The following is a 24,104-nucleotide window of genomic DNA, read 5'->3' as shown; positions in this document are numbered from 1 at the left end:
TAACTCTTAACGCAACGGATTTGCTTTAGGGGCATGACGATGCGCGAAGGTCAAGGATCCCGGCGGGTCGACCCGCTCACGGTCCACGCCATGACGCTGGGCGCGTTCTTCGCCGCCGCGGCGGCCCCGACGCCGCTCTACCGGATCTACCAGGAGACCCTGGCGCTCTCGCCGGTCTTCGTCACCCTGGTCTTCGCGGTCTACGCGGTCGCCCTGCTGAAGGCGCTTCTCGTCGCCGGCTCGCTCTCCGACCATCTCGGGCGCCGCCCGGTGATTGCCGGGGCGCTCTGGCTCGAGGCGGCAGCGATGGGCCTGTTCCTGCTGGTCGGGAACGGGGCCGGCTGGCTCGTCGTCGCCCGGATCACCCAGGGGCTCGCCACCGGCATCGCCGCCGCGTCGCTGGGCGCCGCCCTCGTCGATGTGGACCGCACCCGCGGGCCGATCGTCAATGCCGTGGCGCCGCTCGCCGGCATGGCTGTGGGCGCGATCGGCACCAGCGCGCTGATCCAGTATGCGCCGCTGCCGCTGCACCTCGTCTACGGCCTCCTGCTCTGCATCTTCGCCGGGCTGGCGCTGGCGGTGTGGTCCATCCCTGAGAGCGCCGCGACGCGGCCCGGCGCCCTCGCCTCGCTCAAGCCCCGCATGGCCGTCCCGTCCCGGATCCGGCGGCCCTTGGTGCTGGTGACGCCGATCAACCTCGCCAACTGGACGCTCGGCGGCTTCTACCTCTCGCTGGTGCCCTCGGTGGTCGCGGCGGCCACCGGCAGCGGCGCGCCGCTCACCGGCGGTTCGGTCGTCACCGCCCTGATGGTGGCCGGCGCGGTCTCGGTGCTCCTGCGCCGCACGGCGGCGCCGCAGGCCAACCTGACCTTCGGGGTGCTCACCACGGCTCTCGGCGTCGTCGGGGTCGTCGCCGGCATCCACGCGGCGAGCGTGCCGGTGCTGATCCTCGCGACCCTCGTCACCGGAAGCGGCTTCGGCGCCAGCTTCCTCGGCTGCCTCGGCACGATCATGCCGCTCGCCGAGCCCGACGAGCGCGCCGGGCTGCTCGCCGCCTTCTACGTCCAGAGCTACCTCGCCTTCAGCCTGCCGGCGGTCGGCGCCGGATTCCTCGCCCGCACCCTCGGCTTTGCCGCCACCGCCGACCTCTACGCGGCGGCGGTCCTGGTGGTGAGCCTGGGCGGGCTCGCGGTGATGCGGGCCCGGTCGGGGCGGGGCCTGGTGGTGGCATAGGCATCGTTCGCCGAAGTGGTCACCGGTTCGGCAACAAAAATGATGCCAAAGCTGGAAGCTCAGCAGAACTGCGCCATGCAGTTCTGCCGAGCCGCCGAGGGGGAGGGGGTTTAAGTCCCCACGCGTCCCCCACCCCTTTTCGTGATCGCCACCACGGCCGGGCGCGGCGGCAGGGCGGGGTCGAAATCGGGCCAGCGGGTCGCCGGGTTCTCGAAAGTGGCCGGCTGCGCGGTCGGGTCCTCCTCGTCGGCCTCGCCGGGATGCTGCACGGCGACGAAGAAGGTGGTGTCGTCGGGGGTGAAGTAGGGGCCGCACATCTCGGCCCCCAGCGGCACCTGGAAGAAGTGCTTGGCGGTGCCGCGGCGGGCTCCGTCCGTTTCCATCGCCCAGATGCCGTCGGCGCGACCGGTCTTCGACGGCGAGTTGCCGTCCGTGGCGACCCAGAGGCGGCCCTCTCCGTCGACGGCGCAATTGTCCGGCATACCGAACCAGCCGTCCTTCGTCGTCGCCGACGAGAAGGTGGCGCCGATTGCCGCGACCGACGGGTCGCCGCAGCGCACCAGCACCTCCCAGGCGAAGTCCTTCGCCCCGAAGTCGCCGCCCTCGGGCGACAATTCGACGATGTGGCCGAAGCGGTTGTCCGGCCGCGGATTGGCCGCGTCGACCTGGTCGGCCTTGCGGCGGGTGTTGTTGGTCAGCATCACGTAGACCTTGCCGGTCTTGACGTTCGCCTCGACGTCCTCCGGCCGGTCCATCTTGGTGGCGCCGAGCAGATCGGCGGCCCGGCGGGTCTCGATCAGCACGTCGGCCTGGTCGCGAAACCCGTTCTCCGGCGTCAGCGGGCCCTCGCCGAACACGATCGGCAGCCAGGTGCCGCGCCCATCCGCGTCGAAGCGGGCGACCGACAGCGTGCCGTGGTCGAGGATGTCGCGGTTGGCCGCCTTGTTCGCCGTATCCACCGCGTCCGTCGTGACGAAGCGGTAGACGTAGTCGAAGCGCTCGTCGTCGCCCTGGAACACGACGTAGCGGCCGTCCCTGGCCAAGGCCCCGGCGGCGCCCTCGTGCTTGAAGCGGCCCATGGCGGTGCGCTTCACCGGCACGCTCGTCGGATCGAACGGATCGATCTCGACCACCCAGCCGAAGCGGTTCGGCTCGTTGGGCTCCTTGCCCAGGTCGAACCGGTCGTGGAAGCGGGCCCAGCCGTAGAGGTTGCCCGGCATCCCGAGGCGCTTGTGGTTCCTGGCCTCGATCTTGGCTTCCGCCGAGCCCTCCGGCAGGCGGCCCTGGAAGTAGTAGTTGATGTTCTCCTCGCAGGTCAGCCACGTGCCCCAGGGCGTGACGCCGCCGGCACAGTTGTTGAGCATGCCCAAGACCGTCTTCCCCTCCGGGTCGGCGCCGGTGCGCAGGCGGGCCGAGCCGGCGGCTGGGCCGGCGAGCCGCATCGGGGTCATGGCGGTGATGCGGCGGGCGTAGCGGGAGTTCGGCACCACGCGCCAGCGCCCGTCCTCGCGCTTGACCTCGATCACCGAGCCGCCATGGGCCGCCATCTCGATGTCGACGAGGTCGCGGTTCATGCCGGCGAACGCCGCCTTGCCGTCCTGCCGGCCGAGGCCGGGGAACATCAGCTCCTCGTTGGTGTATTCGTGGTTGACGACGAGGAGGCCGTGGCCGGCGGGATCGCCCGCGCCCGGCAGCGGGAAGAACCCCAGGAAGTCGTTGTTGTAGCCGAATTGCATGCCTTGCGCGGCGGCCGACTGCCTGTGCGGGTCGAAGGCCGGCGCGCCGGGCAGGACCGGATCGCCCCAGCGGATCAGCACCTCGGCGTCGTGGCCGTCCGCCACGTGGTGGCGCTCGTCGGCGCCGGCCGGCAATTCGCGGAACGGGAAGGTCTCGGAGGCTGCCGCCGCGACCGCCCGGGGTGCCAGGGTCGCGGAGATCGCCGAGACGGCGAGACTCGCGGCCAAACCTCCCGTCACCCCCCCGCGAAGAATCTCGCGCCGGTCGAAGCGCCGGGCCACGATCGCGCCGAGGGTCGGGTTGGCGCTCGGGTTCGAGCCGGCATCCTCGGATGCCTCGGCCTGCTGCGATCGGTTCAGCGACGGCTGTGTCATCGGGCATCCTCGGCGCACATCACGAATCAAACCGGACGCTTACCTTAGGGACCATGGCGCCCGGATGACAGTTTTCGGCGGGGCGTCCGCCGTCGGGCTGCCAAGTCCTGCGACAGAGCAAGTCCTGCGACAGAGCAAGTCCTGCAACAGAATCGGTGCTCCCGGGCGCGAGCCTCACGGCAGCAGATGCGCGTCCAGCCAGGGAGCTGGGGCCGGGTGCGGCAGACGGCGGGCGATCCAGTCGATCACCGCGTCGGGTGTGTCGAAGAGCGGCGCGCGGGCCAGCGCCTCGCCGGGGCCGTAGGTCTCCGCCACGCGCCACTTGTGGCGCTGCTCCGGCGCGGCGGCGGTGCCGGGCTGCAGGCGGATCAGCAGCGAGACCAACTGATCGCCGAGATAGATCAGGCAGCCATCCTGATCGAGCCCGTCGCTCTGCACGCGGAGATGGCGCTTCGTCAGCGTGCCGGCCGGTCTCGTCTGGGTGCCTCGCCCGAACATCGTGCTCCTCTGGATTCTTCCCGCTGTGAGCTGACATGACGGCTTGGGAGATATCGACGCGAATGCCGGCAATTCCCTATACCGAAGAATTGTTCCGCGCGATTCACCATGATCCTGCATTCAAAAGATGTGCCGCACCTCGCGCAACCTGAAATTGGTTAAACAACCGCAAATAGTATGGTCTCGATTGATCGTGACATGCTTCGACCGTGCCCTCAAGTGTCCCAGAGGCTGGGATCGATTGTCGGATCCGATGTCCACCGCCCCATGGCCCAGTCCGCGATGGCCGGCCTGGACGGGAAGGCGCTCCGGCCGAAAGCTGCTAGACAGCCGGCCGGGCACCGGAAGACCGGGCCGGCGGGAGGGAGTGCCGACGCCATGGACGACGAGACGTTTCGAGCCTGGGCGCGCCGGGCCGCCGACTGGTCGGTGGATTACCTGTCAGGCGTCGGCGAGCGGCCGGTGCGGGCCCAAGTGGCGCCGGGCGAGATCTTCCGCCAGCTGCCCGAGGCCCCGCCCAAGGCGGGCGAGCCGATGAAGGCGATCTTTTCCGACCTCGACCGGGTGGTGATGCCGGGCATGACCCATTGGCAGCATCCGCGCTTCTTCGCCTATTTCCCGGCCAATGCCAGCCCGCCCTCCCTGGTGGCGGAGTTCGTCACCGCGGCGCTCGCCGCGCAATGCATGCTCTGGCAGACCTCGCCGGCGGCGACCGAGCTCGAGACCCGGGTGATGGACTGGCTGCGCCAGATGATCGGCCTGCCGGAAGCCTTCTCCGGCGTGATCCAGGATTCGGCATCGGGCGCGACGCTCGCCGCCCTCCTCACCGCCCGGGAGCGGGCGCTGGACTTCACCGGCAACGCGAACGGCCTCGCCGGCGGGCCGGTGTTGCGGGTCTACGCCTCCGAGCAGGTGCATTCCTCGGTCGACAAGGCGGTGCGCATCGCCGGCATCGGCGACGCCAACCTGGTGCGGATCCCGGTCTCGGGGGCCCTCCACGGCATGGACCCGGACGCCCTCGACGCGGCGATCCGAGCCGACCGCGAGGCGGGGCTGAGGCCTGCCGCCATCGTCGCGTGTCTCGGCGGCACCGGCATCGGCGCCTGCGATCCGATCGAGGCGGTCGCCGCGGTGGCGCGCCGGCATGGGGTGTTTCTCCACGTCGATGCCGCCTGGGCCGGCAGCGCGATGATCTGCCCCGAATTCCGCGACCTGATGCGCGGCGCGGAGCTGGCCGACAGTCTGGTGTTCAACCCGCACAAGTGGCTGTTCACCCATTTCGACTGCTCGGCCCATTTCGTGCGTGACCCGAAGGCGCTCACCGACACGCTGGGCCTTCGCCCCTCCTATCTGCGCACGCTCGGCCGCGACGGCGTCGTCGATTACAATGAGTGGTCGATTCCCCTCGGGCGCCGCTTCCGGGCCCTGAAGCTGTGGTTCGTGATCCGCTCCTACGGCGTCGAGGCGTTGCAGGACATGATCCGCGCCCATGTCGCCTGGGCGCGGGAGCTGGCGGAGATCATCGACGCCGATCCCGACTTCGAGCTGACCTCGGCCCCGGTCCTGTCGCTGTTCAGCTTCCGCTACGCGCCGGCTTGGGCCGATGACCTCGACGCGCTGAACGCCCGCCTCCTGGAGCGGATCAACGACGACGGCCGCACCTATCTGACCCAGACCCGCCACGCGAACCGCTTCGTCATCCGCTTCCAGGTCGGCCAGACCACGACGACGCGGGCGGACGTGATGATGGCGTGGGACGCGGTGCGGGAGATCGCGGCGGGGGTGCGGGCGGGGTGAGGCGGGGCGGCCGAGGCCATCTCCTGCCTCACGGCGGCGGCCATCCTGATGGCCGCCGCCGCAACCTATACTCTCCTTCTAGTCGTACTTCGTCGATCGTTGCAATTTTTTTCAGACAAGGATGATGTTGTTCGAACGTCATGAATGTCGTGAAACTTGCACGATGCCGATCGTCTACTATTGCTGGGGCTCACACTCCTTGCCGTTCCATCTTATTTTGATATGCCGATCGGGGATCTTGATTTTATCCAGGCGCAATGTATCGAAAGCGCAATCGTTGATCCGGTCACTATCGGCGACAGAAGCCTCGCCTACTGGAAGAATGTGAAGAGTGGGCGAATCGCCCAACCCGACGGCAGTGCCGAAGGACCGTGTCTGGTGTGGCCTGATCATAAGCCCCTCTGGTGTCTGTTGACCCTTACTGGTTTGGATTCGTTCGACCTTGGTCGTGGTACCATGGCGCCCTGTATTGTCTATATAAGCAAAAATAGTTTTATCTCCTTCGTTCGATAGTGATATTTCTACGGCGTGGCCTTCCCACCAATCCGTGAATTTCAACGATGCGAGCACGCCGACGATCAGTAAAACACCGATCGCAATCCACTGATTGCGTGTGAAACGAGGAATTGTCATAGCTGCCTTCTGAGGTGGTTTCGTGAAAGCGAATACAGGACTTGGATCGCCACAGTGATTCCGTCTGTGTCAAGGCACGGCAATGCTGCCTGATCGAGATATAATTATGGATCGATTTATCGCGTCGCGGCGGTGAAAACAAGATAATTTTTTGGCATGCTGGCTTGCAAGCGGATATCTTTCCCAAATAATCTCAAATTTTGGTCCGGAATGGGTATGTCGATTTTTATTTTTTCGATTTTTCGCGTGATATTGCCGGTCACGGCTTGATTGAGTTCATCTGGAATCAATTTGCTGTCCGGATCAACGATTTTCACAACCTTTGCCAAATCTCCGATTGTCGACGGCAGCTGACAGTTGAGGCGCAGATGTGGGTGCTGGTTGAATACGGCATCAAATGGCGACGGACTGACTTTGCCAACTATCTCGAAGGGATCGACTGAATATCTCATCACCAGACCTTTACCATTGACATATGAGACGGATTCGCGATGAGACAGGATCGATTGTTTCGTCTCTGGTATGTTTACATTGACCTTGTAAGCCTCTTTCCATTGTGAGATGCAGACGAGCAGGTGGCCGGAGCCTGTCGGGGCAAATTTGAGTGATCCTGACGCTTGGCCGTTTGCTTTCGCGACGATGAGTGTGTTGATGGTCGAAAGATCCTGATCGGTGACGCTATTGTTCAGTGCAACCATGTATTGCCCGTTCACACGATAGTCTCCGGAAATCCTGCCGATGCTCCCGAGTGCCTTGTCGACAAATATTTTGTTGGTTTCACATCCAGCCTTTTTGAGAACCTCGCCCATATCACAAGACGCCTTATCGAGTACCTGTATCGTATTGCATATTAGATCTGATGCTGCTCTTCCACCATCACAAACAACGTTTACGACTTCTTTGCAAGTTTTATTGAGAGCTTTGGCAATGTCACCCCCTGCATTTATGCATGTTTTTTCGGTTTTGTTATGGCAATTCGGCTTGGTGCATCTTTTCTGACTGCAATCCAGACGATCGCAGGCGAATTCCGGTTTCTTGGCGAGGCGAATTTCAGTCCCGAATTTTTGTGTCGGCATTTCAAATGTCGCTTGAAAACTGGCGTGAGATGCTGACGATAGACGATCGATGGCACGAGCGAGCAAATATGTCTTGATGCCGATCGCCGGACGAAGCGTGCCGCTTTGATCGGTAAGAGTTTTCGCTTGATCGAAAATAAACGATTTGGCGTCAGTCGCATCGCGGATACGGGGAGGCGTTGTGATTTTGTGACTGGTGTCGAAATTTCTTCCAGATAGCGTTGCAAGCACAAACAGTCCGTTCTCGGTCATGGTAGCGAGGCCTGCCTTGGCGATGACGGACAAATCAACTTTCGATGATGACACGTTCTGCAAATTTTTATCGCTCTTGACAGCTTCTTCAAGATCTATTTCGCTTACGATAACCGGATTAAAGATCGTGATACATTTTGGGCCCTCGATCACCTTTTTGGCTGTTGATTCAGCGCAATCGGCGTTCAAAATTCCATTAATTTTTGTCAGGTAGCGTCTTACCAGGGTTTGGAGTGCCGCATTGAATCGGTCCGGAACTCCGAAAGTGCCGAGTTCCGCGGCGCGAATATCGAATGCGGTGAACGCGAATGCGAGTCTTACTTGATTGTTTTTGACATCCAAGATTGGAGTTGCAGCCAGTTCTGCATTGCCCTCGACGCGATAGCTTTTGATGATATCCAGGCCGGATGCTTCGATCTCCGAATTGGAGGATTTCAGTTCGAAATGAAATTTTGATGTAATCAAATCTTTTTCCACGACGACACGAGCAGATTTGACGCCTTTCATCGAATTGATTTGTTCTTCTAAAGTAGGTACGATGAGAGATGTCGGTACGACTGCCGCGGCATTGAAATCTTTTATAGAGTCAAAATCTTCGACCAGCTTGGCGTCAAATTTTTTGCGGAGATCGGCCTTATCAATCGTTTTCCAGCCTGGATCGATCTTTTTCCCAAGCAGAGCCGAAATTTTGTCGCAACCTGTAAGCGGCATCGATAGAAGGCACGCGAGTGCAGCTGCGTAGCGCATCTGATGACATGCTCCGAGATGAAGGGCAAGATTTAAGTCGCGATTACTTGTTTATGGGAACATGGACTATGCGCTACATTGCATAATGCCTGTAAAAAAATTTAACGAAGTAAAATAGTATATACATATTGTTGTGGTCAATCGACTTTTGTGTGAATAATTGACGACATAATGGTTATCGCGATTTTATTTTTCTGTGCAACGAACACCAATATCGTCTATGTCGGCGGGTGATGCAACGCCGATTCGATTCATCTCACAATCGGTCATGCCCCGCATAGCCCGTCGCCGCGGACCACTCGATCGGCGAGTCACTGGCCGCCGTCGAGGGCGTGGAGTTCGGCGGGGGGCGGGACAGCCGCTCATGACGCAGCCTCTGGCCGGCAAGGCCTTGCGCTCGGGCAAGGTCTCGCCGCTGGGGAAAATGCCAAGTGCAACGCACCAGCCGCCGTCATGGTTGCGTCATCCCGGCGCCTGAACTCACTCCATGGTGGGCGCCAGCGTCTTCACCCCCGGCACGTCCTCGCCGAGCCAGGCGGCGTTCTTGGCGGTGCCGTCGAAGGTGGCGCTCGTCTTGAACAGCTCGTACTTGCCCTCGAGCGCGTAGGGGCGGCTGCGGGACAGGAGTTCCGCCACCGTCGCCTTGTCCATCGGCGTGAAGGTCTTCACCGCCTCGAAGGCCTGGTCGAGGTCGCGCTGGTTCTGGATGCCGGTGATGACCACCGAGGTCTGCAGATTCAGCGAGAAGTGCAGGTACTCGATCGGCTTGATCGGCGCATCGCTCTTCAGGATCACCCCGTCGCCGAAGGTCTTCATGGCGAGCGCCGCGATGCCGTTCTGCACCAGATAGGGCAGCACGAGGTGGCCGAAGCTGCGGAAATGCGCGTCCATCACGTTGAGCGGCATCTGCACGGAATCGAAGTGGAAGCCGCGCTCGGCCGCCACTTCGAGCATCTGGAGGTGGATGCGCGGGTCCTTGTGGCCGGTGAAGCCGATATAGCGCAGCTTGCCGGCTTTTTTGGCCTCGACGAACGCCTCCATGGCGCCGCCCTCGGCGAAGACCCGATCGGGGTCGTCGTAGCGCAGGATCTCGTGATGCTGGACGAGGTCGATCCGGTCGGTGCGCAGGCGGCGCAGCGACTGGTCGATCTGCTTCATGGCTTCCTGCTTGGTCCGCCCGTCCATCTTGGACATCAGGAAGACCTTGTTGCGATACCCGTCCTGCTCGAGGGCGATGCCCATCCGCTCCTCCGAGCGGCCCTCGTTGTAGTCCCAGCAATTGTCCATGAAGGTGATGCCGCGGTCGATGCCCTCATGCATCAGCCGCGTCGCCTCGGCATCGGTCACCGCGCTCTTGCCGAGATGGAAGCCGCCCATGCCGATGGCGGAGATCGTTTCGCCCGTGCGTCCGAAGGGACGGTAGAGCATCTCGCCCCGGCGCTCGCCCGGATCGGTGACCAGCGGCAGATCGGCCGGGTCGGCGGGCCGGGTGCCCGGCAGGGGAGGGGGCGGGGCGTTGTTCACAGCCGCCCCCGCGCTGCCGGAGACGGCGAGACCGGCCCCGAGGGCGGCGCCTTGCAGGAAGCTGCGACGTTCCATGGCGATTCTCCTGAGATAAGGGTCATCGGGAGGCCTCCGCGAGCCGGTGTGCCGCGTGGAGCAGGCGCATCGCCGCGCAGGCCGCGCCGTAGCCGTTGTCGATGTTGACGACCGCGATGCCGGGGGCGCAGCTCGCCAGCACCGCGTCGAGGGCGGCGCGCCCGCCTTGCGCCACGCCGTAGCCGACCGAGGTCGGCACCGCGATCACCGCCCCGGCGACGAGGCCGCCGAGCACGCTCGGCAGGGCCGCATCCATGCCGGCGGCGCAGATGACGACCGGATGGGCCCGGATCTCCTCGATCCGCCGGGTCAGCCGCCACAAGCCGGCGACGCCGACATCGGCGATCAGCGTGGTGGCATGGCCCTGATAGGCCAGCGTCCGCTCGGCCTCGCGGGCCACCGGCACGTCCGAGGTGCCGGCCGCCACGATGGCGATGCGGGAAGGGCCCACGACGGGCCTCGCCGCGCCGAAGAAGGCGGTGCGCGAGACCGGGCAGTAATCGAGCCGGTCGCGGTAGGTCAGCGCCACATGGCGCTCCGGGTCGAGGCGGGTGACGAGAAAGCGCGCGCCGCGCTCGTCGGCGGCGGCCAGGATGGCGTCGATCTGGGCCGGCGACTTGCCGGCGGCGAAGACCGCCTCGTCGAGGCCGATCCGTTCGTTGCGGGCGAAGTCGAGGGTGAATTCGTCGCTCAGGTTCACCGCGCCGGCCCTCCGACCAGAAAGGCGCTGCCGGTGCGGTAGGGTGCGAAGGAGATCGGCGCCGCGGCGAGCCGAGCCGGGGCGCGGGCGGCGATGCGGCGGCCGAGATCGCTTCGTGCCGGCTCGGTCAGGCCGGCGAGGCTCTGCGCGTCGAGTTCCACCACGATGCCCGCGGCGCGCACCCGGCAGCGCACGGCGCTCTTCGCCCCCGTGACCGTCAGGTCTTCGCCCACCAGCCGCTCGACGGCGTGGATGAAGGCCAGGGTCTCGGGTTCGATGCGGATGCCGGTCTCGACCCGGCTCGACAGGCAGGGGGCGGCGGGCAGTTCCGCCACCGCGCCGAGGCCCAGGTCGCGGGCGAGCGCCCGCACCATCGCCTTGCTGAACCCGGCTTCGACGAAGGGGTGGCGCACCCCGTGCTCCCGGGCGGCGTCGAGGCCGGGGCGGTACTCGCCGAGATCGTCGAGATTGGCGCCGGACACGATCTGGCGCTCGGTGACGCGCCGGATCGCCCCGTAGAGATTGGTCTTGCAGAAGAAACAGCGGTTCACCGGATTCTCGCGATAGGCCGGGTCGGCGAACTCGCCGGCCTCGATCACCCGCAAGGCCCAGCCCTCGCGGGCGGCCTCCGCCCGCACCCGCGCGGTCGCCTCGCCCGGCACGGCGGGGGAGACGGCATGGACCATCAGGGGCGGCTCAGGGCTGGTGCGATGCGCGATCGTCGCCAGCGTCAGGCTGTCGACCCCGCCGCTCACCGCGACGGCGATGGGCCCGAGGCCGGACAGGACGGTTTCGAGGGGCGGGCTCATCGCTCGTCCTCCGGCAGCGACAAGGCCCGACGCTCGGCCTCGCGGCGCAGGGACTGGCGGGCTGCGTGGCCCTCCGTCGCCAAGGCATCGTCGGATTCCGCCTTGGCGGTGCGCCCGCCCGGCCGCGCGACGCTCTTCACCCTGACCGTCTTGCCCCCAACCTCGACGCTGTCGAGGCGCCGCCTGAGCGCGGTGCCCGAGACGGTGTGATGGCGTAGCCCGATCGTCGTGGTCTCGCGAAAGCAGGCCTCGATCGCCTCCTCGATCGCGTCGGCCCGGGCGAGCGCCCGGATATGGGTCATCATCCGGCCCTTCTTGCCGAAGACCGGCATCTGCACGACGTCGAAGATTTTGTCGTGCGCCCGCAGCCGGTCGAGTCCCATGGCGAGGTCTTCCGCCGACTGGTCGTCGACCTCGAACTCGATGATGCCGAGCTCCCGGTGACCGGAAGAACCCGTCTCGCCCTGTTCCTCGAAGGCGAGCACCCGCAGCACGTTGCTCAGGCCCGGCAGCACCTTGGTGCCGAAGCCGAGCCCGCTGCGCAGGAGCCGGCGCGGGCCGCTCGTCCTGGGCTGGCCTTCGCAGAGATGGCGCAGGATCGCCGCCCCCGTCGGGGTCACGCGCTCGCCCGGCACGCCGTCGTCGAGGGTGAGGAAGCCTTCGAGCAGGAGCGCGGTGGCGGGCGCCGGGACCGGCAGGGGCCCGTGCTGGGTCCGCACCCGGCCGGAGCCGAGCGGCAGCGCCGAGACCGACCAGCGGGTGGCGCCGATCGCGTCGATCAGGTGCGCCGCCGCCACGATGTCGGCGATCGAATCCCAGGCCCCGACCTCGTGGAACGCCACGTCCTCGACCGGGATGCCATGCACCCGCGCCTCGGCCTCGGCCAGGTGCCCGAAGATCGCGAGAGCGTGGGCGAGTGATGCCGGAGACAGCCCGCTCGCCTCCAGGTCGCGGCGGATCGCGGACCAGTGCCGGTGCGCGGGGTGGCCGCCGTGATGGTGATGGCCGTGATGGTGATGGCCGTGATGGTCGTCGGGGTGATGAGGGTGATCGTGGTGATGGTCGCCGTGACGATGGCCGTGATCGTCCGCGTCCGCCGGCCGGTCGGGCGCCTCGCCCTCGGGGACGGTGACCGCGAAGCGCCGGCCCTGGAGCACGCCGTCGCCATGGGCGAGGAGCGCGCAAGTCGTGCGGCCGCGGCTTGCCCGCGCCACGCTCTCGCGCACCCCCGCCTCGTGCTCCGGAAAGGCGTCGAGGAGCGCCGCCGCGAACATGTCGCCGGCCACTCCGCCGACGGCGTCGAGATGAATCTGCATCGCGTCCTTCGTCCCGGCATCGACCGGATGCCGGTCGGGGGCACATCGGCCCGCAGGGGCCGACGGCAAGCGCCCCGGACAGACGGTCGCAGCGCGGACGACGCGGATTTTTCTCGCGGAATCTCCTCACGAGACCGGTTTTTCCAGCCTGCCCGGTGGATCACCCGCCGCCCGCCGGGGCATAAGCCCGCTCAACACCGCAAATACAGGAGAGGACGCGACCCATGCCCATCACCGGAGAGAACCTGATCGGCGCCGCCGCCCGCCGGGGCGAGGGCGAGACCTTCCGGGCCGTCGAGGCCGCCACCGGCAACAGCCTGGAGCCGGCCTTCGCCTCGGCGACCCCGGCCGACGTGGAGCGGGCCTGCGTACTCGCCGCCGCGGCCTTCGACACCTACCGCGAGACGTCGCTGGAGGACCGCGCCCGCTTCCTCGAAGCGGTGGCCGAGGCCATCCTGGGCGTCGGCGACGACTTGATCGTGCGCTGCATGGCCGAGAGCGGCCTGCCCCGCGCCCGGTTGGAGGGCGAGCGCGGGCGCACCGTCGGGCAGCTGAAGATGTTCGCCGGCGTGGTGCGCGACGGCGGCTTCCTGGAGGCCAGGGTCGACCCGGCGCAACCCGAGCGCAAGCCGCTGCCGCGCCCGGACCTGCGCCTGCGCCAGATCGCCGTCGGCCCGGTCGCGGTGTTCGGCGCCTCGAACTTCCCGCTCGCCTTCTCGGTCGCGGGCGGCGACACGGCCTCCGCGCTCGCCGCCGGCTGCCCGGTGGTGGCCAAGGCCCATCCGGCCCATCCGGGCACCTCGGAGCTGGTCGGCCGCGCGGTGCAGGCGGCGGTCAAGCAATGCGGGTTGCCCGAGGGCGTGTTCTCGCTTCTCCTCGATGCCGGCATCGCGGTCGGCCAGGCGCTGGTCGCCGATCCGCGCATCGCGGCGGTCGGCTTCACCGGCTCGCGCCGCGGCGGCGTCGCGCTGATGCAGGCCGCCGCCGCTCGCCCGGTGCCGATCCCGGTCTATGCCGAGATGAGCAGCATCAACCCGGTCGTCCTGCTGCCGGCGGCTCTGGAGGCACGGGGCCGCGACATCGGCCGCGCCTTCGTCGGCTCGCTCACCCTCGGTTCGGGCCAGTTCTGCACCAATCCGGGCCTGATCCTGGCGGTCGAGGGTGCCGGTCTCGACGGCTTCGTCGAGGCGGCCTCCGCCGCCCTCAAGGAAGTCCAGGCCGCCACGATGCTGACGCCCGGCATCCACAAGGCCTATTGCGCCGGCGTCGCGGCGCTCGAGGCCAACCCGGCCGTGGCCACGCTCGCCCGGGGGCTTGCCGGAGGCACCCACCAGGGCCAGGCGGCCTTGTTCTCGACGACCGCGGACGCTTTCCTCGCCGACCATACCCTGGCCGAGGAGGTGTTCGGCGCCGCCTCGCTGGTGGTGCGCTGCCCCGACCTCGCGACGATCAAGGCGGTCCTGGAGCGGCTGGAGGGCCAGCTGACGGCGGCAATCCACCTCGACGAGGCCGACCACGACGCGGCCCGGGCGCTGCTGCCGGTGCTGGAGCGCCGGGTCGGGCGCATCCTGGTCAACGGCTTCGGCACCGGCGTCGAGGTCGGCCATGCCATGGTGCATGGCGGGCCGTACCCGGCGACCTCGGACGGCCGCACCACCTCGGTCGGCAGCCTGGCGATCCATCGCTTCCTGCGCCCGGTGAGCTACCAGGACCTGCCCGAGTCCCTGCTGCCCGCCGCCCTGAAGGATGCCAACCCGCTCAAGCTGTGGCGGCGGCAGGACGGGAAGGCCGTGGCGCCGGGCGCCTGATCCCGCGCCGTCCCGGGAGGCCTCGCCGCCTCCCGGGACGGCCGGAACCCGCCCCCTGTATCCTCGTTGATCGCCGCACCAGAAGGAAAGCCGCGATGATCGATACGAGCCGCATCAAGGAGCACATGCCGGTCGTCGGTTCCGACGGCGGTCATGTCGGCACCATCGATCACCTTGACGGGCAGCGGATCAAGCTGACGAAGACCGACCCGGAGGCCGGCGGCCACCACCACTTCATCCATGTGGATTCGATCGCCGGCATCGAGGATGGGCAGGTGCGCCTCAACCGCACGAAGGCCGAGGCGAAGGACGAGTGGGCGACGGCGTAAGGCCTCGCGCTTCCCGGGCGGAACGCCTTTCGGCTGAGGGCAGGCCGCCAATGGAGGATGCAACCCAAGGCTCTGATTCGAGTTAGGTTAACAATCCTGGACGAAAAAAGGCCGCCCTGCGAGAAGGCGGCCCGAGTCTAGGGAGGAAACGCCCGAGGAGGGCGCGAGCAGCGCAGCGGCATCGCCACCGCCCTGCACAGGACAAACCCGGTCCGCTGCCGCGTGGTTCCCGGGCGTGAACTGAGACCAAGGTCCGCCTCGGCGGGCCTTCTTTTTGCCGTGATCGGCGCGGCGTGAGCCTCGTCCGATCGCGCTGCGATCGGACGCTGCCCTACGGGACGAGGCAGGTCCGGGTTGTCACGACCTTGTGCCATCCCCACGGTGTCGGCCCGACGCGCCGGGTGGTCGTGCAGCCGGGTCCATAGCCCACGGGCCGGCCGTAGACGGGATAGGACCCCGCCACAAGGACGCGCCGGGGACCACCCCGCGCGATGATCGGGCGCCCGCTCCAGTGCGGTCCATGCCAGTGCGAACCGTGCCAGCCGCCGCCGCGGTGAGGGTGGTGACCGCCGCCGCCATGATGGTGATGCCCACCATGGCCGCGATGGTGGTGGCCGTGCGGGCCGCCATGATGATGCCCGCCATGATGATGCCCGCCATGAGCCGATGCCGGCGAGATCGAGATGGCGCCGAGCACGAGGGCTGTCGCCGCTACGAGACCGAAAGACGTGTTCATCGCGTTTGGACCTCTCGAGAAGTCCCCCCGCGTCCCCATGACGGAGGACGGCTGAATGGCGAGGCTCCGCCTCGTTCATCGGCCGTGCAGGCACGCCGATCCCCGGGCCCGACGGGTGGCGAGGGAGGCGCGCACCGGACCGTCCTGCTTGTTATGGCTTGGCTCGCCGGTGTCATGGTACGGATCGTGCCTCACGCGATCCGTGCAGAGCCCCGGGCCTCTGGCGCGGTAACCCATGGCTGCGAGACACATGCGGACGATCGACACGCAGGCCTTCCTCACGGATCTCCACGACCTGCGGGCCATCGGCCGCTTCCGCACCGGCGTGCACCGTCCGACCTATTCCCCGCAGGACATGGAATCCCGGCGCTGGCTGATGCGGCGCCTGGAGGAATGCGGCCTTCGACCCGCGATCGACGGCGTCGGCACCGTGCTCGGCCGTCATCCGGGGGCGGGGCCGCATCTCCTCGTCGGCAGCCACATCGAGAGCCAGAACGAGGCCGGCTGGCTCGACGGGGCGCTCGGCGTGGTGGCGGGGATCGCCCTCGCCCGGGCCGGGCTGCCGGTCGATGTCTGCGCCTTCGCCGACGAGGAGGGGCATTTCGACGTCGGCTTTCTCGGCAGCCGCTCCGCCATCGGCGAGGTCACCGAGGCCGAGATCGACGGCAGCCGCAACCGCACCGACGGTACCCCCTTGCGCGAGGCGCTTGAAGCGGCCGGTCTCGCCGGCCTGCCACGGATGCAGCTGGAGCCGGGGCGCTACCGCGGCTTCCTGGAGATGCATATCGAGCAGGGCACCCAGCTCGAAGCGGTCGGCCGGCGCCTCGGCATCGTCACCGGCATCGTGGCGATCTGGCAGTGGCGGATCGTGATCGAGGGCGCGCAGGACCATGCCGGCGGCACGACCATGGCGGAGCGCCGGGATGCGGGCCTCACCGCCGTGCGCCTGCTCGCCGCCATCGACGACGCCTTCCCGCAGGTCTGCGGCGAGCGCAGCACCTGGACCACCGGCCGGATCACCCTCGATCCCGGCGCGCCGAGCATCATCCCGGGCCGGGCCGAGATCCTGTTCCAGTTCCGCGACGTGTCGGTGGCGGTGCTGGAGCGGATGGAGGCGACCCTGCGGGCGCTGATCCGCGAGAGCAACCGGCGCGAGCGCTGCACCGCGACCCTGCACGCGATCTCCCGCAACAGCCCGGCCCTGTGCGATCCCGGCCTGATGGGCGCGCTCTCGGAGGCGGCCGAGGCCCTGTGCCCGGGCAACTGGCAGACGATGCCCTCGGGCGCCGGCCACGACGCCCAGAACGTCGCCAAGATGATGCCCGCCGCGATGCTGTTCGTGCCCTCGATCGGCGGCATCAGCCATCACTGGGCCGAGGACACGAAGGAAGAGGACCTGGTGCTCGGCGTGCAGGCGCTGGCCGCGGCGGCGGAGCGGGCGCTCGCCTGACCGGGTGCCCGGATGTGTTTGTATTTATTCAAATGAAGATTTGTTTCTCCACAAGTGGAGTATCTGTCTCATCGTGTCTGAACGTTGACGGTCGGTGTCTCATGCCGTAGGGCCAGCCCAAGCGTAGCTATTCGTGTAGATCCCGACCGTGACTGTGAAAGCTTTCCGGGGCGGTGCCGCCGTTGCGGCCGCCCTGTCGATGACCTGTGCCATGCAGAGCCTGTCCCTGATGCCCCAGGCGGCGCGGGCACAGGCTGCCGCCGACGTCTCGCCCGAAATCCAGCTCGACGAGATCTCGGTCGCCGGCAGCGGCGGCCGCCCTTTGAAAACCGAAGGGTATCTCGCCCGCAACACGGTCAGCGCGACCCGCACCGACACGCCGCTGCGCGAGGTGCCCCAGACCGTCGTGCCGGTGCCGCGGCAGGTTCTCGAGGATGCGGCGGCGACGCGGATCGACACCGCGCTCGATCTCGCCGGCGTCGGCCGCGCGAACAATTTCGGCGGCCTCGGCCTCACCGAGTTCACCATCCGGGGCTTTGCCACCGGCGAGTATTACCGCAACGGCTTCCCGATCAACCGCGGCTACCCGAACTCGCCCGACATCGTGTCGATCGAGCGGATCGAGGTGCTGAAAGGCCCCTCGGCCTTCCTCTATGGCCGCGGCGATCCCGGCGGCACCTTCAACATCGTGACGAAGCAGCCGACGCCTGAGCGCTCGCTCACGATCGGCACGCAATTCGGCAGCTACAACGCCAAGCGCAGCACCTTCGACGCCACCGGCGCCCTCGACGAGGGCGGCACGGTGCTCGCCCGCCTCACCGGCGCGGTCGAGGACAACGGCAGCTTCCGCGATTTCGTCCACGGCGACCGCACCTACCTCGCCCCCGTCATCGCTTGGAAGCCGAATGCCGACACCACGGTGACGCTGGAAGGCGAGTTCATCAGCGGCAGCCAGATCTTCGACCGCGGCATCGTGCCGTTGCGCGGCGACCTGCGGGCGGTGCCGCGCAGCCGCTACATCGGCGAGCCGGGCCTGCCGCCGTTCCGCAACGACAACGCGCTCGGCCAGTTGCGCGTCGAGCATAAGCTCGACGCGGACTGGGTCATCAATGCCGGCGCACAGCTCCTGGCCGGCAACCTCGCCGGCCAGGCGGTCCAGGCCACCGGGACCGTCGGGAACAATGGCGTGTTCTCGCGCACCTACGACCGGCGCGAACTGACCTGGTCGGACCTCGACCTGCAGATCAACCTCGCCGGCAAGTTCGAGACCGGTGCCTTCCGCCACACCCTGCTCGTCGGCCTCGAGCGCGACGCCTTGCGCTACCGCGAGGCCATCCCCCTCATCTCGAACCCCGCCATCAATCCTTTCGCTCTGAACCTGCTGGCGCCGGTCTACGGCCAGCCGCTTCCCGTCCCCACGCGGCCGTTCAGCGACTTCCTGCAGAACACCACAAGCTATGCTGCTTACGTCCAGGACCAGATCGACCTGACGCCGAAGCTCCATGCCCTCGTCGGCGTGCGGGTCGAGGACATCGCCCTCGATACGGCGAACTATATCAACAAGACGATCACGCGGCAGCAGGGCAATGCGGCGACGCCGCGCATCGGCCTGGTCTACGACGTGACCGAGATTGCCTCGATCTACGGCAACTACTCCCAGTCGTTCCGGCCCAATCCCGGCACCGACCGCACTGGCCGGCCCTTCCCGTTCCAGCAGGCCGAGAGCGTCGAGACCGGGGTCAAGCTCAGCCTCCTCGACGGCCGGCTGGATGCCACCGCCGCCTTCTTCGACATCCGGCGCACCAACCAGCTCGTCACCGATCCGGTCGACCAGGGCTTCAACACCGCGGCCGGGGCGGCGCGGAGCCGCGGCTTCGACATGAGCGTGGTGGGTTTCCTCGCCCCGGGCTGGCGGGTGATCGGCACCTACGCCTTCGTCGATGCCGCGCTCACCGAGGCTACCACCGCCCCGGTCGGCGCCCGGCTCGCCAATATCCCGCAGAACAGTCTTGCGGTGCAGAGCGTCTACGAGTTCCAGGACGGGCCTTTGCGCGGCCTCGGGCTCGGCGGCGGGATCACCTATGTCGGCTCGCGCCTGGCCGGCGAAGCCCGCCCGACCTTCAAGCTGCCGGACTACACCCTCGCCAACCTGATCTCGTATTACACGATCACGCCCGACGTGCGGGTGTACCTGAACGTCGACAACCTGTTCGACGAGCGCTACTTCGACCGCTCGTGGCAGAACCGCTACGCGACGCCGGGCCTCCCGCGCACGATCATGGGTGGGGTGGCGGCCCGGTTCTGAGCGCTTGTCCAAGCAGCTTCGACTGTCGAAATCTGACAGTGAGCATCGAAATATCCTGCCTATTTACCTCATTCTGAGGTGTTAGTCGATCGAAGATCGACTGACCTCGAAGGAGGGCTCCAGAAGTCTCGGTGGTTTCTGGAGCCCTCCTTCGAGGCTCCCTGCGGTCGCACCTCAGGATGAGGTGAATGTTTGGGATTGCCCCGATCACCTCAAGTCTTGGTTGGAAAATCGTGCTCAACCAGGCTCGGAGGCTGACGGCAGGGGCGGGCTCCGCCATAAGGCCGTCATGACCACAATCCACGACTTCGCCCCCGCCGCCCCGGACGGCACGCCCCACCTGCTGGCGCAGTACCGGGGCAAGGTGCTGCTCGTCGTCAACACCGCCTCGGCCTGCGGCTTCACCCCGCAATATGCCGGGCTCGAAGAGCTGTGGCGGCGCCACCGCGACGCCGGCCTCGTGGTCCTGGGCTTTCCCTGCAACCAGTTCGGCGCCCAGGAGCCGGGCGACGCCGCCGAGATCGCCCGGTTCTGCACGCTCAAATACGACGTGACCTTCCCGCTCCTCGCCAAGGTCGAGGTCAACGGGGCGAAGGCCGAGCCGCTGTTCTCCCATCTGAAGCAGGAAAAGCCGGGTCTGCTCGGCACCCAGGCGATCAAGTGGAACTTCACCAAGTTCCTGATCGGCCGCGACGGGCGGGTGATCGAACGCTTCGCCCCGCGGGTGAAGCCGGAGGCGCTGGAGGCCGCGGTGGAGAAGGCTTTGGCCGAGACGATGTGATATCGTCACTTCAAGTGCGCTTGAAGAATAAGTCGCGGGATCCCCTCTCTCGAGTGGGCTAGCGTATTCACACATCTCGGTTCGAGCGCTTCTCCATTTGAAAGTCGCGCGCCTCTCCTCCCCAGGCGATCCCGGGCTTGCCCGAGATCGCTCAAGCTTGTGGGGAGGAGTTGGAGGTGGGGGTGGTGCCGGATAGAGCGCTGCGGTGCCTCCTGCACCACCCCCACCCCTGACCCCTCCCCACAAGGGGGAGGGGAAAACGCGCACAGTTACAGTGGTTTAGCTCTCTGAGGAGAAGTGTGAATCCGCTAGCCCGAGTGGGAGATGGGTATGGGCGATCGAAGATCGCGCAGGGTGGCACGCTTCCGCGTAGAGCGCTGAGTGTCTAGCCGCACAGCTCGACGGTTCAGGGTCATTGCGGACACCGAGCCACCCTCACCCCTGACCCCTCTCCCACTCGGGAGAGGGGAATCGCGCTTTATCCTTGCCTTTGGCCGATGCCGTCACACGCGCCATCACGTACATGGCCCGGATGGGCAGATCGGGGATTGGGCATCGCCCTGAACAGCCAAGCCTGGTGTGAGGCCATCATCCGGCCAAAATGGCCGAGCTAGACCTTGAGGCGTGACGAGGTCCCGTCGCCCCGGAAATCCGCCCATGTCCCTGTCCCGCCGCTCCCTCCTGGCCGCCTCCCTGGCGGCCATCCCCGTCCTCACCACCGGGGCCCTGGCGCAGACGGAGGGCCAGTGGCGCGCGGTGACCGGCGACAACGGCCAGCCGATCCCCAACACCCGCCTGCCGGGCGAACTCGCCTCCGAGATCGGGACCTTGCGCGGCGTGACCTGGCTCGGGCCGCGGGAGGCCTCGGTCACCCTCTACGAATTCTTCGACTACAATTGCCCGTGGTGCCGGGCGGCGGCGCGCGACCTCGACGACCTCGTCAAGGCCAATCCGGACCTGCGCATCGGCTTGATCAACAACCCGATCCTGTCGGTGCAGTCGGCCCAGGCCGCCAAGGTGGCGATGGCCGTGCAGCGCACCGGCGGCTCGGCCGCGACCGCCAAGCTCTACACGGCGCTGCTCGGACCCGGCACCTCCGGACGGATCGACGGGCTCCGGGCGCTCGACGCAGCCGCCCGCCTCGGCCTCGACCGGGCGGCGATCGAGCAGGGGGCGGATTCGGACGAGGTGCGCGAGGCCCTGAAGAGCCAGATGCGGCTCGCCGCGAATCTCGGCCTGCACGCGACCCCGTCCTACGTCGTCGGCACCTCGGCGCTTCTCGGCTATCCGGGACCGAAGAGCCTCGCCCGGGTCCTCGCCAGCGTGGCCGAATGCGACGAGATCGCCTGCGGGAGCTGACGATGGCCGACCTGCGAAATCATTCGGAAACCGTGACGAAACCTCCTCGGCCCGGCGCCGCGGAGGAAGAATCCCTGCCGCGTCCGGCAGGAGGCGCTTCGCGCGAGCGCAATCCGACCATCGTCGAAGTGCCGCCCCGTTGACGCAACCGCGAGGCGCCGGATGGGTTTAAGCCTACGGCCCGCCTCGCGATTGCCGCGCCTCCGCTCGCCTTGCGCCCCTTAAAAACCCATGCTAGGCCGGCGCCGCGCCGGGGGAGGGGGCAGTCTTCTCGCGCCGGAGCCTTTCCCATCATCGACGGGCCGCGCGCCGCCGCCGCTCTTTTCCAGACCGGCGCGATCGGCCGGACCCGTCGGGCCAGGACATGAAGAGAGAGCGCTGGTGGCTCAGAACGCATCGGAATCGGGTTCCCCCCTGGCGGGCGTCGCCGGGCGGTACGCCTCGGCGTTGTTCGAGCTCGCGCGCGACGAGCGGGCCGTCGACGCGGTGGCCGAGGGGCTCGACCGGTTCGACGCCCTGCTGACCGAGAGCGCCGACCTGCGGCGCCTCGTGCGCAGCCCGGCCTTCTCGGCCGAGGATCAGGTCAAGGCGATCGAGGCCGTGCTGGCCAAGGCCGGCATCGGGGGGCTGGCCGGCAACTTCATCCGCCTGTCGGCCGCCAACCGCCGCCTGTTCGCCCTGCCGGACATGATCCGCGCCTATCGCGAGCTGGTGCGCGAATCGAAGGGCATCGTCCGCGCCGAGGTGCGGCTCGCCGAGCAGCCTTCCGACGCGGTGCTCCAGGACATCAAGGCGTCCCTCAAGGACGTCGCGAAGGCCGAGGTCGATCTCGATCTCCGCATCGATCCGAGCCTGATCGGCGGCATCGTCGTCAAGCTCGGCTCGCGCATGGTCGACGCTAGCTTGCGCACCAAGCTCAACAGCATCCGCCTGGCGATGCAGGGCGCCCGCTAAGGGCCCCGACGCACCCGCCGACCCAGAACAACGCCCGACACGAACGAACGAGGGAAGGTCCAGATGGACATCCGTGCCGCCGAGATCTCCGCCATCCTGAAGGAGCAGATCAAGAACTTCGGCCAGGAGGCCGAGGTCACCGAGGTCGGTCAGGTCCTGTCGGTCGGCGACGGCATCGCCCGCGTCTACGGCCTCGACAACGTCCAGGCCGGCGAGATGGTCGAGTTCGAGTCGGGCGTGCGCGGCATGGCCCTGAACCTCGAGCAGGACAATGTCGGCGTCGTGATCTTCGGCTCCGACCGCGAGATCAAGGAAGGCCAGACCGTCAAGCGCACCGGCGCCATCGTGGACGTGCCGGTCGGCAAGGGCCTGCTCGGCCGCGTCGTCGACGCGCTGGGCAACCCGATCGACGGCAAGGGCCCGATCGTCGCCGAGAAGCGCAGCCGGGTCGACGTGAAGGCCCCGGGCATCATCCCGCGCAAGTCGGTGCACGAGCCGATGGCGACCGGCCTCAAGGCGATCGACGCCCTGATCCCGATCGGCCGCGGCCAGCGCGAGCTGATCATCGGCGACCGCCAGACCGGCAAGACCGCCGTCGCGCTCGACACCATCCTGAACCAGAAGCCGGCCCATGCCGGCACCGATGAGAAGGCCAAGCTGTACTGCGTCTACGTCGCGGTCGGCCAGAAGCGTTCCACCGTCGCGCAGTTCGTGAAGGTGCTCGAGGATAACGGCGCGATGGAGTACTCCATCGTCATCGCCGCCACCGCCTCCGACGCCGCCCCGATGCAGTTCCTGGCGCCCTTCGCCGGCTGCGCCATGGGCGAGTACTTCCGCGACAACGGCATGCACGCCGTGATCGTGTACGACGACCTGTCGAAGCAGGCTGTGGCCTACCGCCAGATGTCGCTGCTGCTGCGCCGCCCGCCGGGCCGCGAGGCCTATCCGGGCGACGTGTTCTACCTGCATTCCCGCCTGCTGGAGCGCGCCGCCAAGATGGGCGACGCCGCCGGCAACGGCTCGCTGACCGCGCTCCCGGTCATCGAGACCCAGGCCAACGACGTCTCGGCCTACATCCCGACCAACGTGATCTCGATCACCGACGGCCAGATCTTCCTCGAGACCGACCTGTTCTACCAGGGCGTGCGCCCGGCGGTGAACGTCGGCCTCTCGGTGTCCCGCGTCGGCTCCGCCGCCCAGACCAAGGCGATGAAGTCGGTCGCCGGCAAGATCAAGGGCGAGCTGGCGCAGTACCGCGAGATGGCGGCCTTCGCGCAGTTCGGTTCGGACCTCGACGCCTCGACCCAGAAGCTGCTCAACCGCGGCGCCCGCCTGACCGAGCTCCTGAAGCAGCCGCAATTCTCGCCGCTGAAGATGGAAGAGCAGGTGGCGGTGATCTATGCCGGCGTGAACGGCTACCTCGACGCGATTCCCGTCAACCGGGTCCGCGCCTTCGAGGATGGCCTGCTCTCGACCCTGCGCACCCGCCACGCCGACCTGCTCGACACGATCCGCTCCTCCAAGGAGCTGTCGGCCGACAGCGGCGCCAAGCTGAAGGGCGTGGTCGAGTCCTTCGCCAAGTCCTTCCAGTAAGCCTCCGGCTCGACACCA

19 protein-coding genes are annotated in these 24,104 nt (G+C 67.2%); 11 read left to right on the top strand and 8 right to left on the bottom strand.

The window, feature by feature from the left end:
• Nucleotides 1-33 precede the first annotated feature (33 nt).
• Nucleotides 34-1,233 carry an MFS transporter gene (locus AC3AOF_RS05470; protein WP_488347895.1) on the top strand — a complete coding sequence of 400 codons (1,200 nt, stop codon included), beginning with the start codon at nucleotides 34-36 and terminating at the stop codon, nucleotides 1,231-1,233.
• Nucleotides 1,234-1,343: 110 nt separating this feature from the next.
• On the opposite strand, the gene AC3AOF_RS05465 is transcribed toward AC3AOF_RS05470, so the two are convergent.
• Both AC3AOF_RS05465 and AC3AOF_RS05460 read right to left on the bottom strand, forming a co-directional pair.
• A complete protein-coding gene (locus AC3AOF_RS05465) occupies nucleotides 1,344-3,344 on the bottom strand; it encodes a PhoX family protein (protein ID WP_488347894.1) in 2,001 nt (666 codons plus the stop codon).
• Nucleotides 3,345-3,518: 174 nt separating this feature from the next.
• Nucleotides 3,519-3,842 carry a hypothetical protein gene (locus AC3AOF_RS05460; protein ID WP_236991736.1) on the bottom strand — a complete coding sequence of 108 codons (324 nt, stop codon included), beginning with the start codon at nucleotides 3,840-3,842 and terminating at the stop codon, nucleotides 3,519-3,521.
• Between the two features lie 378 nt (nucleotides 3,843-4,220).
• Between AC3AOF_RS05460 and AC3AOF_RS05455 the strand changes: the two genes are divergently transcribed.
• On the top strand, nucleotides 4,221-5,639 hold the full coding sequence (locus tag AC3AOF_RS05455; protein ID WP_488347893.1) for a pyridoxal phosphate-dependent decarboxylase family protein: 1,419 nt from the start codon (nucleotides 4,221-4,223) through the stop codon (nucleotides 5,637-5,639).
• 177 nt (nucleotides 5,640-5,816) lie between these two features.
• Here the strand turns inward: AC3AOF_RS05455 and AC3AOF_RS05450 are convergent, their stop codons facing one another.
• The 6 genes from AC3AOF_RS05450 to larC form a co-directional block, all read right to left on the bottom strand.
• Complete coding sequence (locus AC3AOF_RS05450) at nucleotides 5,817-6,272, bottom strand: hypothetical protein (protein ID WP_488347892.1); 456 nt, start codon at nucleotides 6,270-6,272, stop codon at nucleotides 5,817-5,819.
• A 116-nt stretch (nucleotides 6,273-6,388) separates the two neighbouring features.
• Nucleotides 6,389-8,347 carry a hypothetical protein gene (locus AC3AOF_RS05445; RefSeq protein ID WP_488347891.1) on the bottom strand — a complete coding sequence of 653 codons (1,959 nt, stop codon included), beginning with the start codon at nucleotides 8,345-8,347 and terminating at the stop codon, nucleotides 6,389-6,391.
• Between the two features lie 480 nt (nucleotides 8,348-8,827).
• Nucleotides 8,828-9,946, bottom strand: a complete 1,119-nt coding sequence (locus AC3AOF_RS05440; RefSeq protein ID WP_236991741.1) for an aldo/keto reductase — start codon at nucleotides 9,944-9,946, stop codon at nucleotides 8,828-8,830.
• Between the two features lie 22 nt (nucleotides 9,947-9,968).
• Entirely contained in the window at nucleotides 9,969-10,646 is a 678-nt protein-coding gene (gene larB, locus AC3AOF_RS05435; RefSeq protein ID WP_236991742.1) for a nickel pincer cofactor biosynthesis protein LarB, read from the bottom strand.
• Nucleotides 10,643-11,455, bottom strand: a complete 813-nt coding sequence (gene larE / locus AC3AOF_RS05430; RefSeq protein WP_488347890.1) for an ATP-dependent sacrificial sulfur transferase LarE — start codon at nucleotides 11,453-11,455, stop codon at nucleotides 10,643-10,645. Before larE ends, larB begins: the two co-directional genes overlap by 4 nt.
• On the bottom strand, nucleotides 11,452-12,771 hold the full coding sequence (larC, locus tag AC3AOF_RS05425; protein ID WP_488347889.1) for a nickel pincer cofactor biosynthesis protein LarC: 1,320 nt from the start codon (nucleotides 12,769-12,771) through the stop codon (nucleotides 11,452-11,454). Before larC ends, larE begins: the two co-directional genes overlap by 4 nt.
• 224 nt (nucleotides 12,772-12,995) lie before the next feature.
• Between larC and AC3AOF_RS05420 the strand changes: the two genes are divergently transcribed.
• The 9 genes from AC3AOF_RS05420 to atpA all read left to right on the top strand — a co-directional run bounded on the left by AC3AOF_RS05420 (nucleotide 12,996) and on the right by atpA (nucleotide 24,086).
• Complete coding sequence (locus AC3AOF_RS05420; RefSeq protein ID WP_236991745.1) at nucleotides 12,996-14,579, top strand: aldehyde dehydrogenase (NADP(+)); 1,584 nt, start codon at nucleotides 12,996-12,998, stop codon at nucleotides 14,577-14,579.
• A gap of 95 nt (nucleotides 14,580-14,674) precedes the next feature.
• Nucleotides 14,675-14,908: a DUF2171 domain-containing protein gene (locus AC3AOF_RS05415; protein WP_236991746.1), complete on the top strand. Its 234-nt coding sequence runs from the start codon at nucleotides 14,675-14,677 to the stop codon at nucleotides 14,906-14,908.
• Nucleotides 14,909-15,894: 986 nt separating this feature from the next.
• Nucleotides 15,895-17,094 carry a hydantoinase/carbamoylase family amidase gene (locus AC3AOF_RS05410; RefSeq protein ID WP_488347888.1) on the top strand — a complete coding sequence of 400 codons (1,200 nt, stop codon included), beginning with the start codon at nucleotides 15,895-15,897 and terminating at the stop codon, nucleotides 17,092-17,094.
• A gap of 211 nt (nucleotides 17,095-17,305) precedes the next feature.
• On the top strand, nucleotides 17,306-19,399 hold the full coding sequence (locus AC3AOF_RS05405) for a TonB-dependent siderophore receptor (RefSeq protein WP_488347887.1): 2,094 nt from the start codon (nucleotides 17,306-17,308) through the stop codon (nucleotides 19,397-19,399).
• A 289-nt stretch (nucleotides 19,400-19,688) separates the two neighbouring features.
• Complete coding sequence (locus tag AC3AOF_RS05400) at nucleotides 19,689-20,180, top strand: glutathione peroxidase (RefSeq protein ID WP_488347886.1); 492 nt, start codon at nucleotides 19,689-19,691, stop codon at nucleotides 20,178-20,180.
• 657 nt (nucleotides 20,181-20,837) lie between these two features.
• A complete protein-coding gene (locus AC3AOF_RS05395; protein WP_488347885.1) occupies nucleotides 20,838-21,539 on the top strand; it encodes a DsbA family protein in 702 nt (233 codons plus the stop codon).
• 2 nt (nucleotides 21,540-21,541) lie between these two features.
• Nucleotides 21,542-21,682: a hypothetical protein gene (locus AC3AOF_RS05390; RefSeq protein WP_236991751.1), complete on the top strand. Its 141-nt coding sequence runs from the start codon at nucleotides 21,542-21,544 to the stop codon at nucleotides 21,680-21,682.
• 238 nt (nucleotides 21,683-21,920) lie between these two features.
• On the top strand, nucleotides 21,921-22,493 hold the full coding sequence (locus AC3AOF_RS05385) for a F0F1 ATP synthase subunit delta (RefSeq protein ID WP_236991752.1): 573 nt from the start codon (nucleotides 21,921-21,923) through the stop codon (nucleotides 22,491-22,493).
• A gap of 63 nt (nucleotides 22,494-22,556) precedes the next feature.
• Entirely contained in the window at nucleotides 22,557-24,086 is a 1,530-nt protein-coding gene (atpA, locus tag AC3AOF_RS05380; protein ID WP_236991753.1) for a F0F1 ATP synthase subunit alpha, read from the top strand.
• Nucleotides 24,087-24,104: the final 18 nt, after the last annotated feature.

The organism is Methylobacterium sp. 142-1Y, from assembly GCF_057747795.1.
This window is presented reverse-complemented; position numbering and strand designations above follow the sequence as displayed.

Coding starts and splice junctions, on each gene's coding strand:
- AC3AOF_RS05470 (WP_488347895.1), top strand. CDS start 34: ATGACGATGCGCGAAGGTCAAGGATCCCGGCGGGTCGACCCGCTCACG.
- AC3AOF_RS05465 (WP_488347894.1), bottom strand. CDS start 3,344: ATGACACAGCCGTCGCTGAACCGATCGCAGCAGGCCGAGGCATCCGAG.
- AC3AOF_RS05460 (WP_236991736.1), bottom strand. CDS start 3,842: ATGTTCGGGCGAGGCACCCAGACGAGACCGGCCGGCACGCTGACGAAG.
- AC3AOF_RS05455 (WP_488347893.1), top strand. CDS start 4,221: ATGGACGACGAGACGTTTCGAGCCTGGGCGCGCCGGGCCGCCGACTGG.
- AC3AOF_RS05450 (WP_488347892.1), bottom strand. CDS start 6,272: ATGACAATTCCTCGTTTCACACGCAATCAGTGGATTGCGATCGGTGTT.
- AC3AOF_RS05445 (WP_488347891.1), bottom strand. CDS start 8,347: ATGCGCTACGCAGCTGCACTCGCGTGCCTTCTATCGATGCCGCTTACA.
- AC3AOF_RS05440 (WP_236991741.1), bottom strand. CDS start 9,946: ATGGAACGTCGCAGCTTCCTGCAAGGCGCCGCCCTCGGGGCCGGTCTC.
- larE (WP_488347890.1), bottom strand. CDS start 11,455: ATGAGCCCGCCCCTCGAAACCGTCCTGTCCGGCCTCGGGCCCATCGCC.
- larC (WP_488347889.1), bottom strand. CDS start 12,771: ATGCAGATTCATCTCGACGCCGTCGGCGGAGTGGCCGGCGACATGTTC.
- AC3AOF_RS05420 (WP_236991745.1), top strand. CDS start 12,996: ATGCCCATCACCGGAGAGAACCTGATCGGCGCCGCCGCCCGCCGGGGC.
- AC3AOF_RS05415 (WP_236991746.1), top strand. CDS start 14,675: ATGATCGATACGAGCCGCATCAAGGAGCACATGCCGGTCGTCGGTTCC.
- AC3AOF_RS05410 (WP_488347888.1), top strand. CDS start 15,895: ATGCGGACGATCGACACGCAGGCCTTCCTCACGGATCTCCACGACCTG.
- AC3AOF_RS05405 (WP_488347887.1), top strand. CDS start 17,306: ATGCAGAGCCTGTCCCTGATGCCCCAGGCGGCGCGGGCACAGGCTGCC.
- AC3AOF_RS05400 (WP_488347886.1), top strand. CDS start 19,689: ATGACCACAATCCACGACTTCGCCCCCGCCGCCCCGGACGGCACGCCC.
- AC3AOF_RS05395 (WP_488347885.1), top strand. CDS start 20,838: ATGTCCCTGTCCCGCCGCTCCCTCCTGGCCGCCTCCCTGGCGGCCATC.
- AC3AOF_RS05390 (WP_236991751.1), top strand. CDS start 21,542: ATGGCCGACCTGCGAAATCATTCGGAAACCGTGACGAAACCTCCTCGG.
- atpA (WP_236991753.1), top strand. CDS start 22,557: ATGGACATCCGTGCCGCCGAGATCTCCGCCATCCTGAAGGAGCAGATC.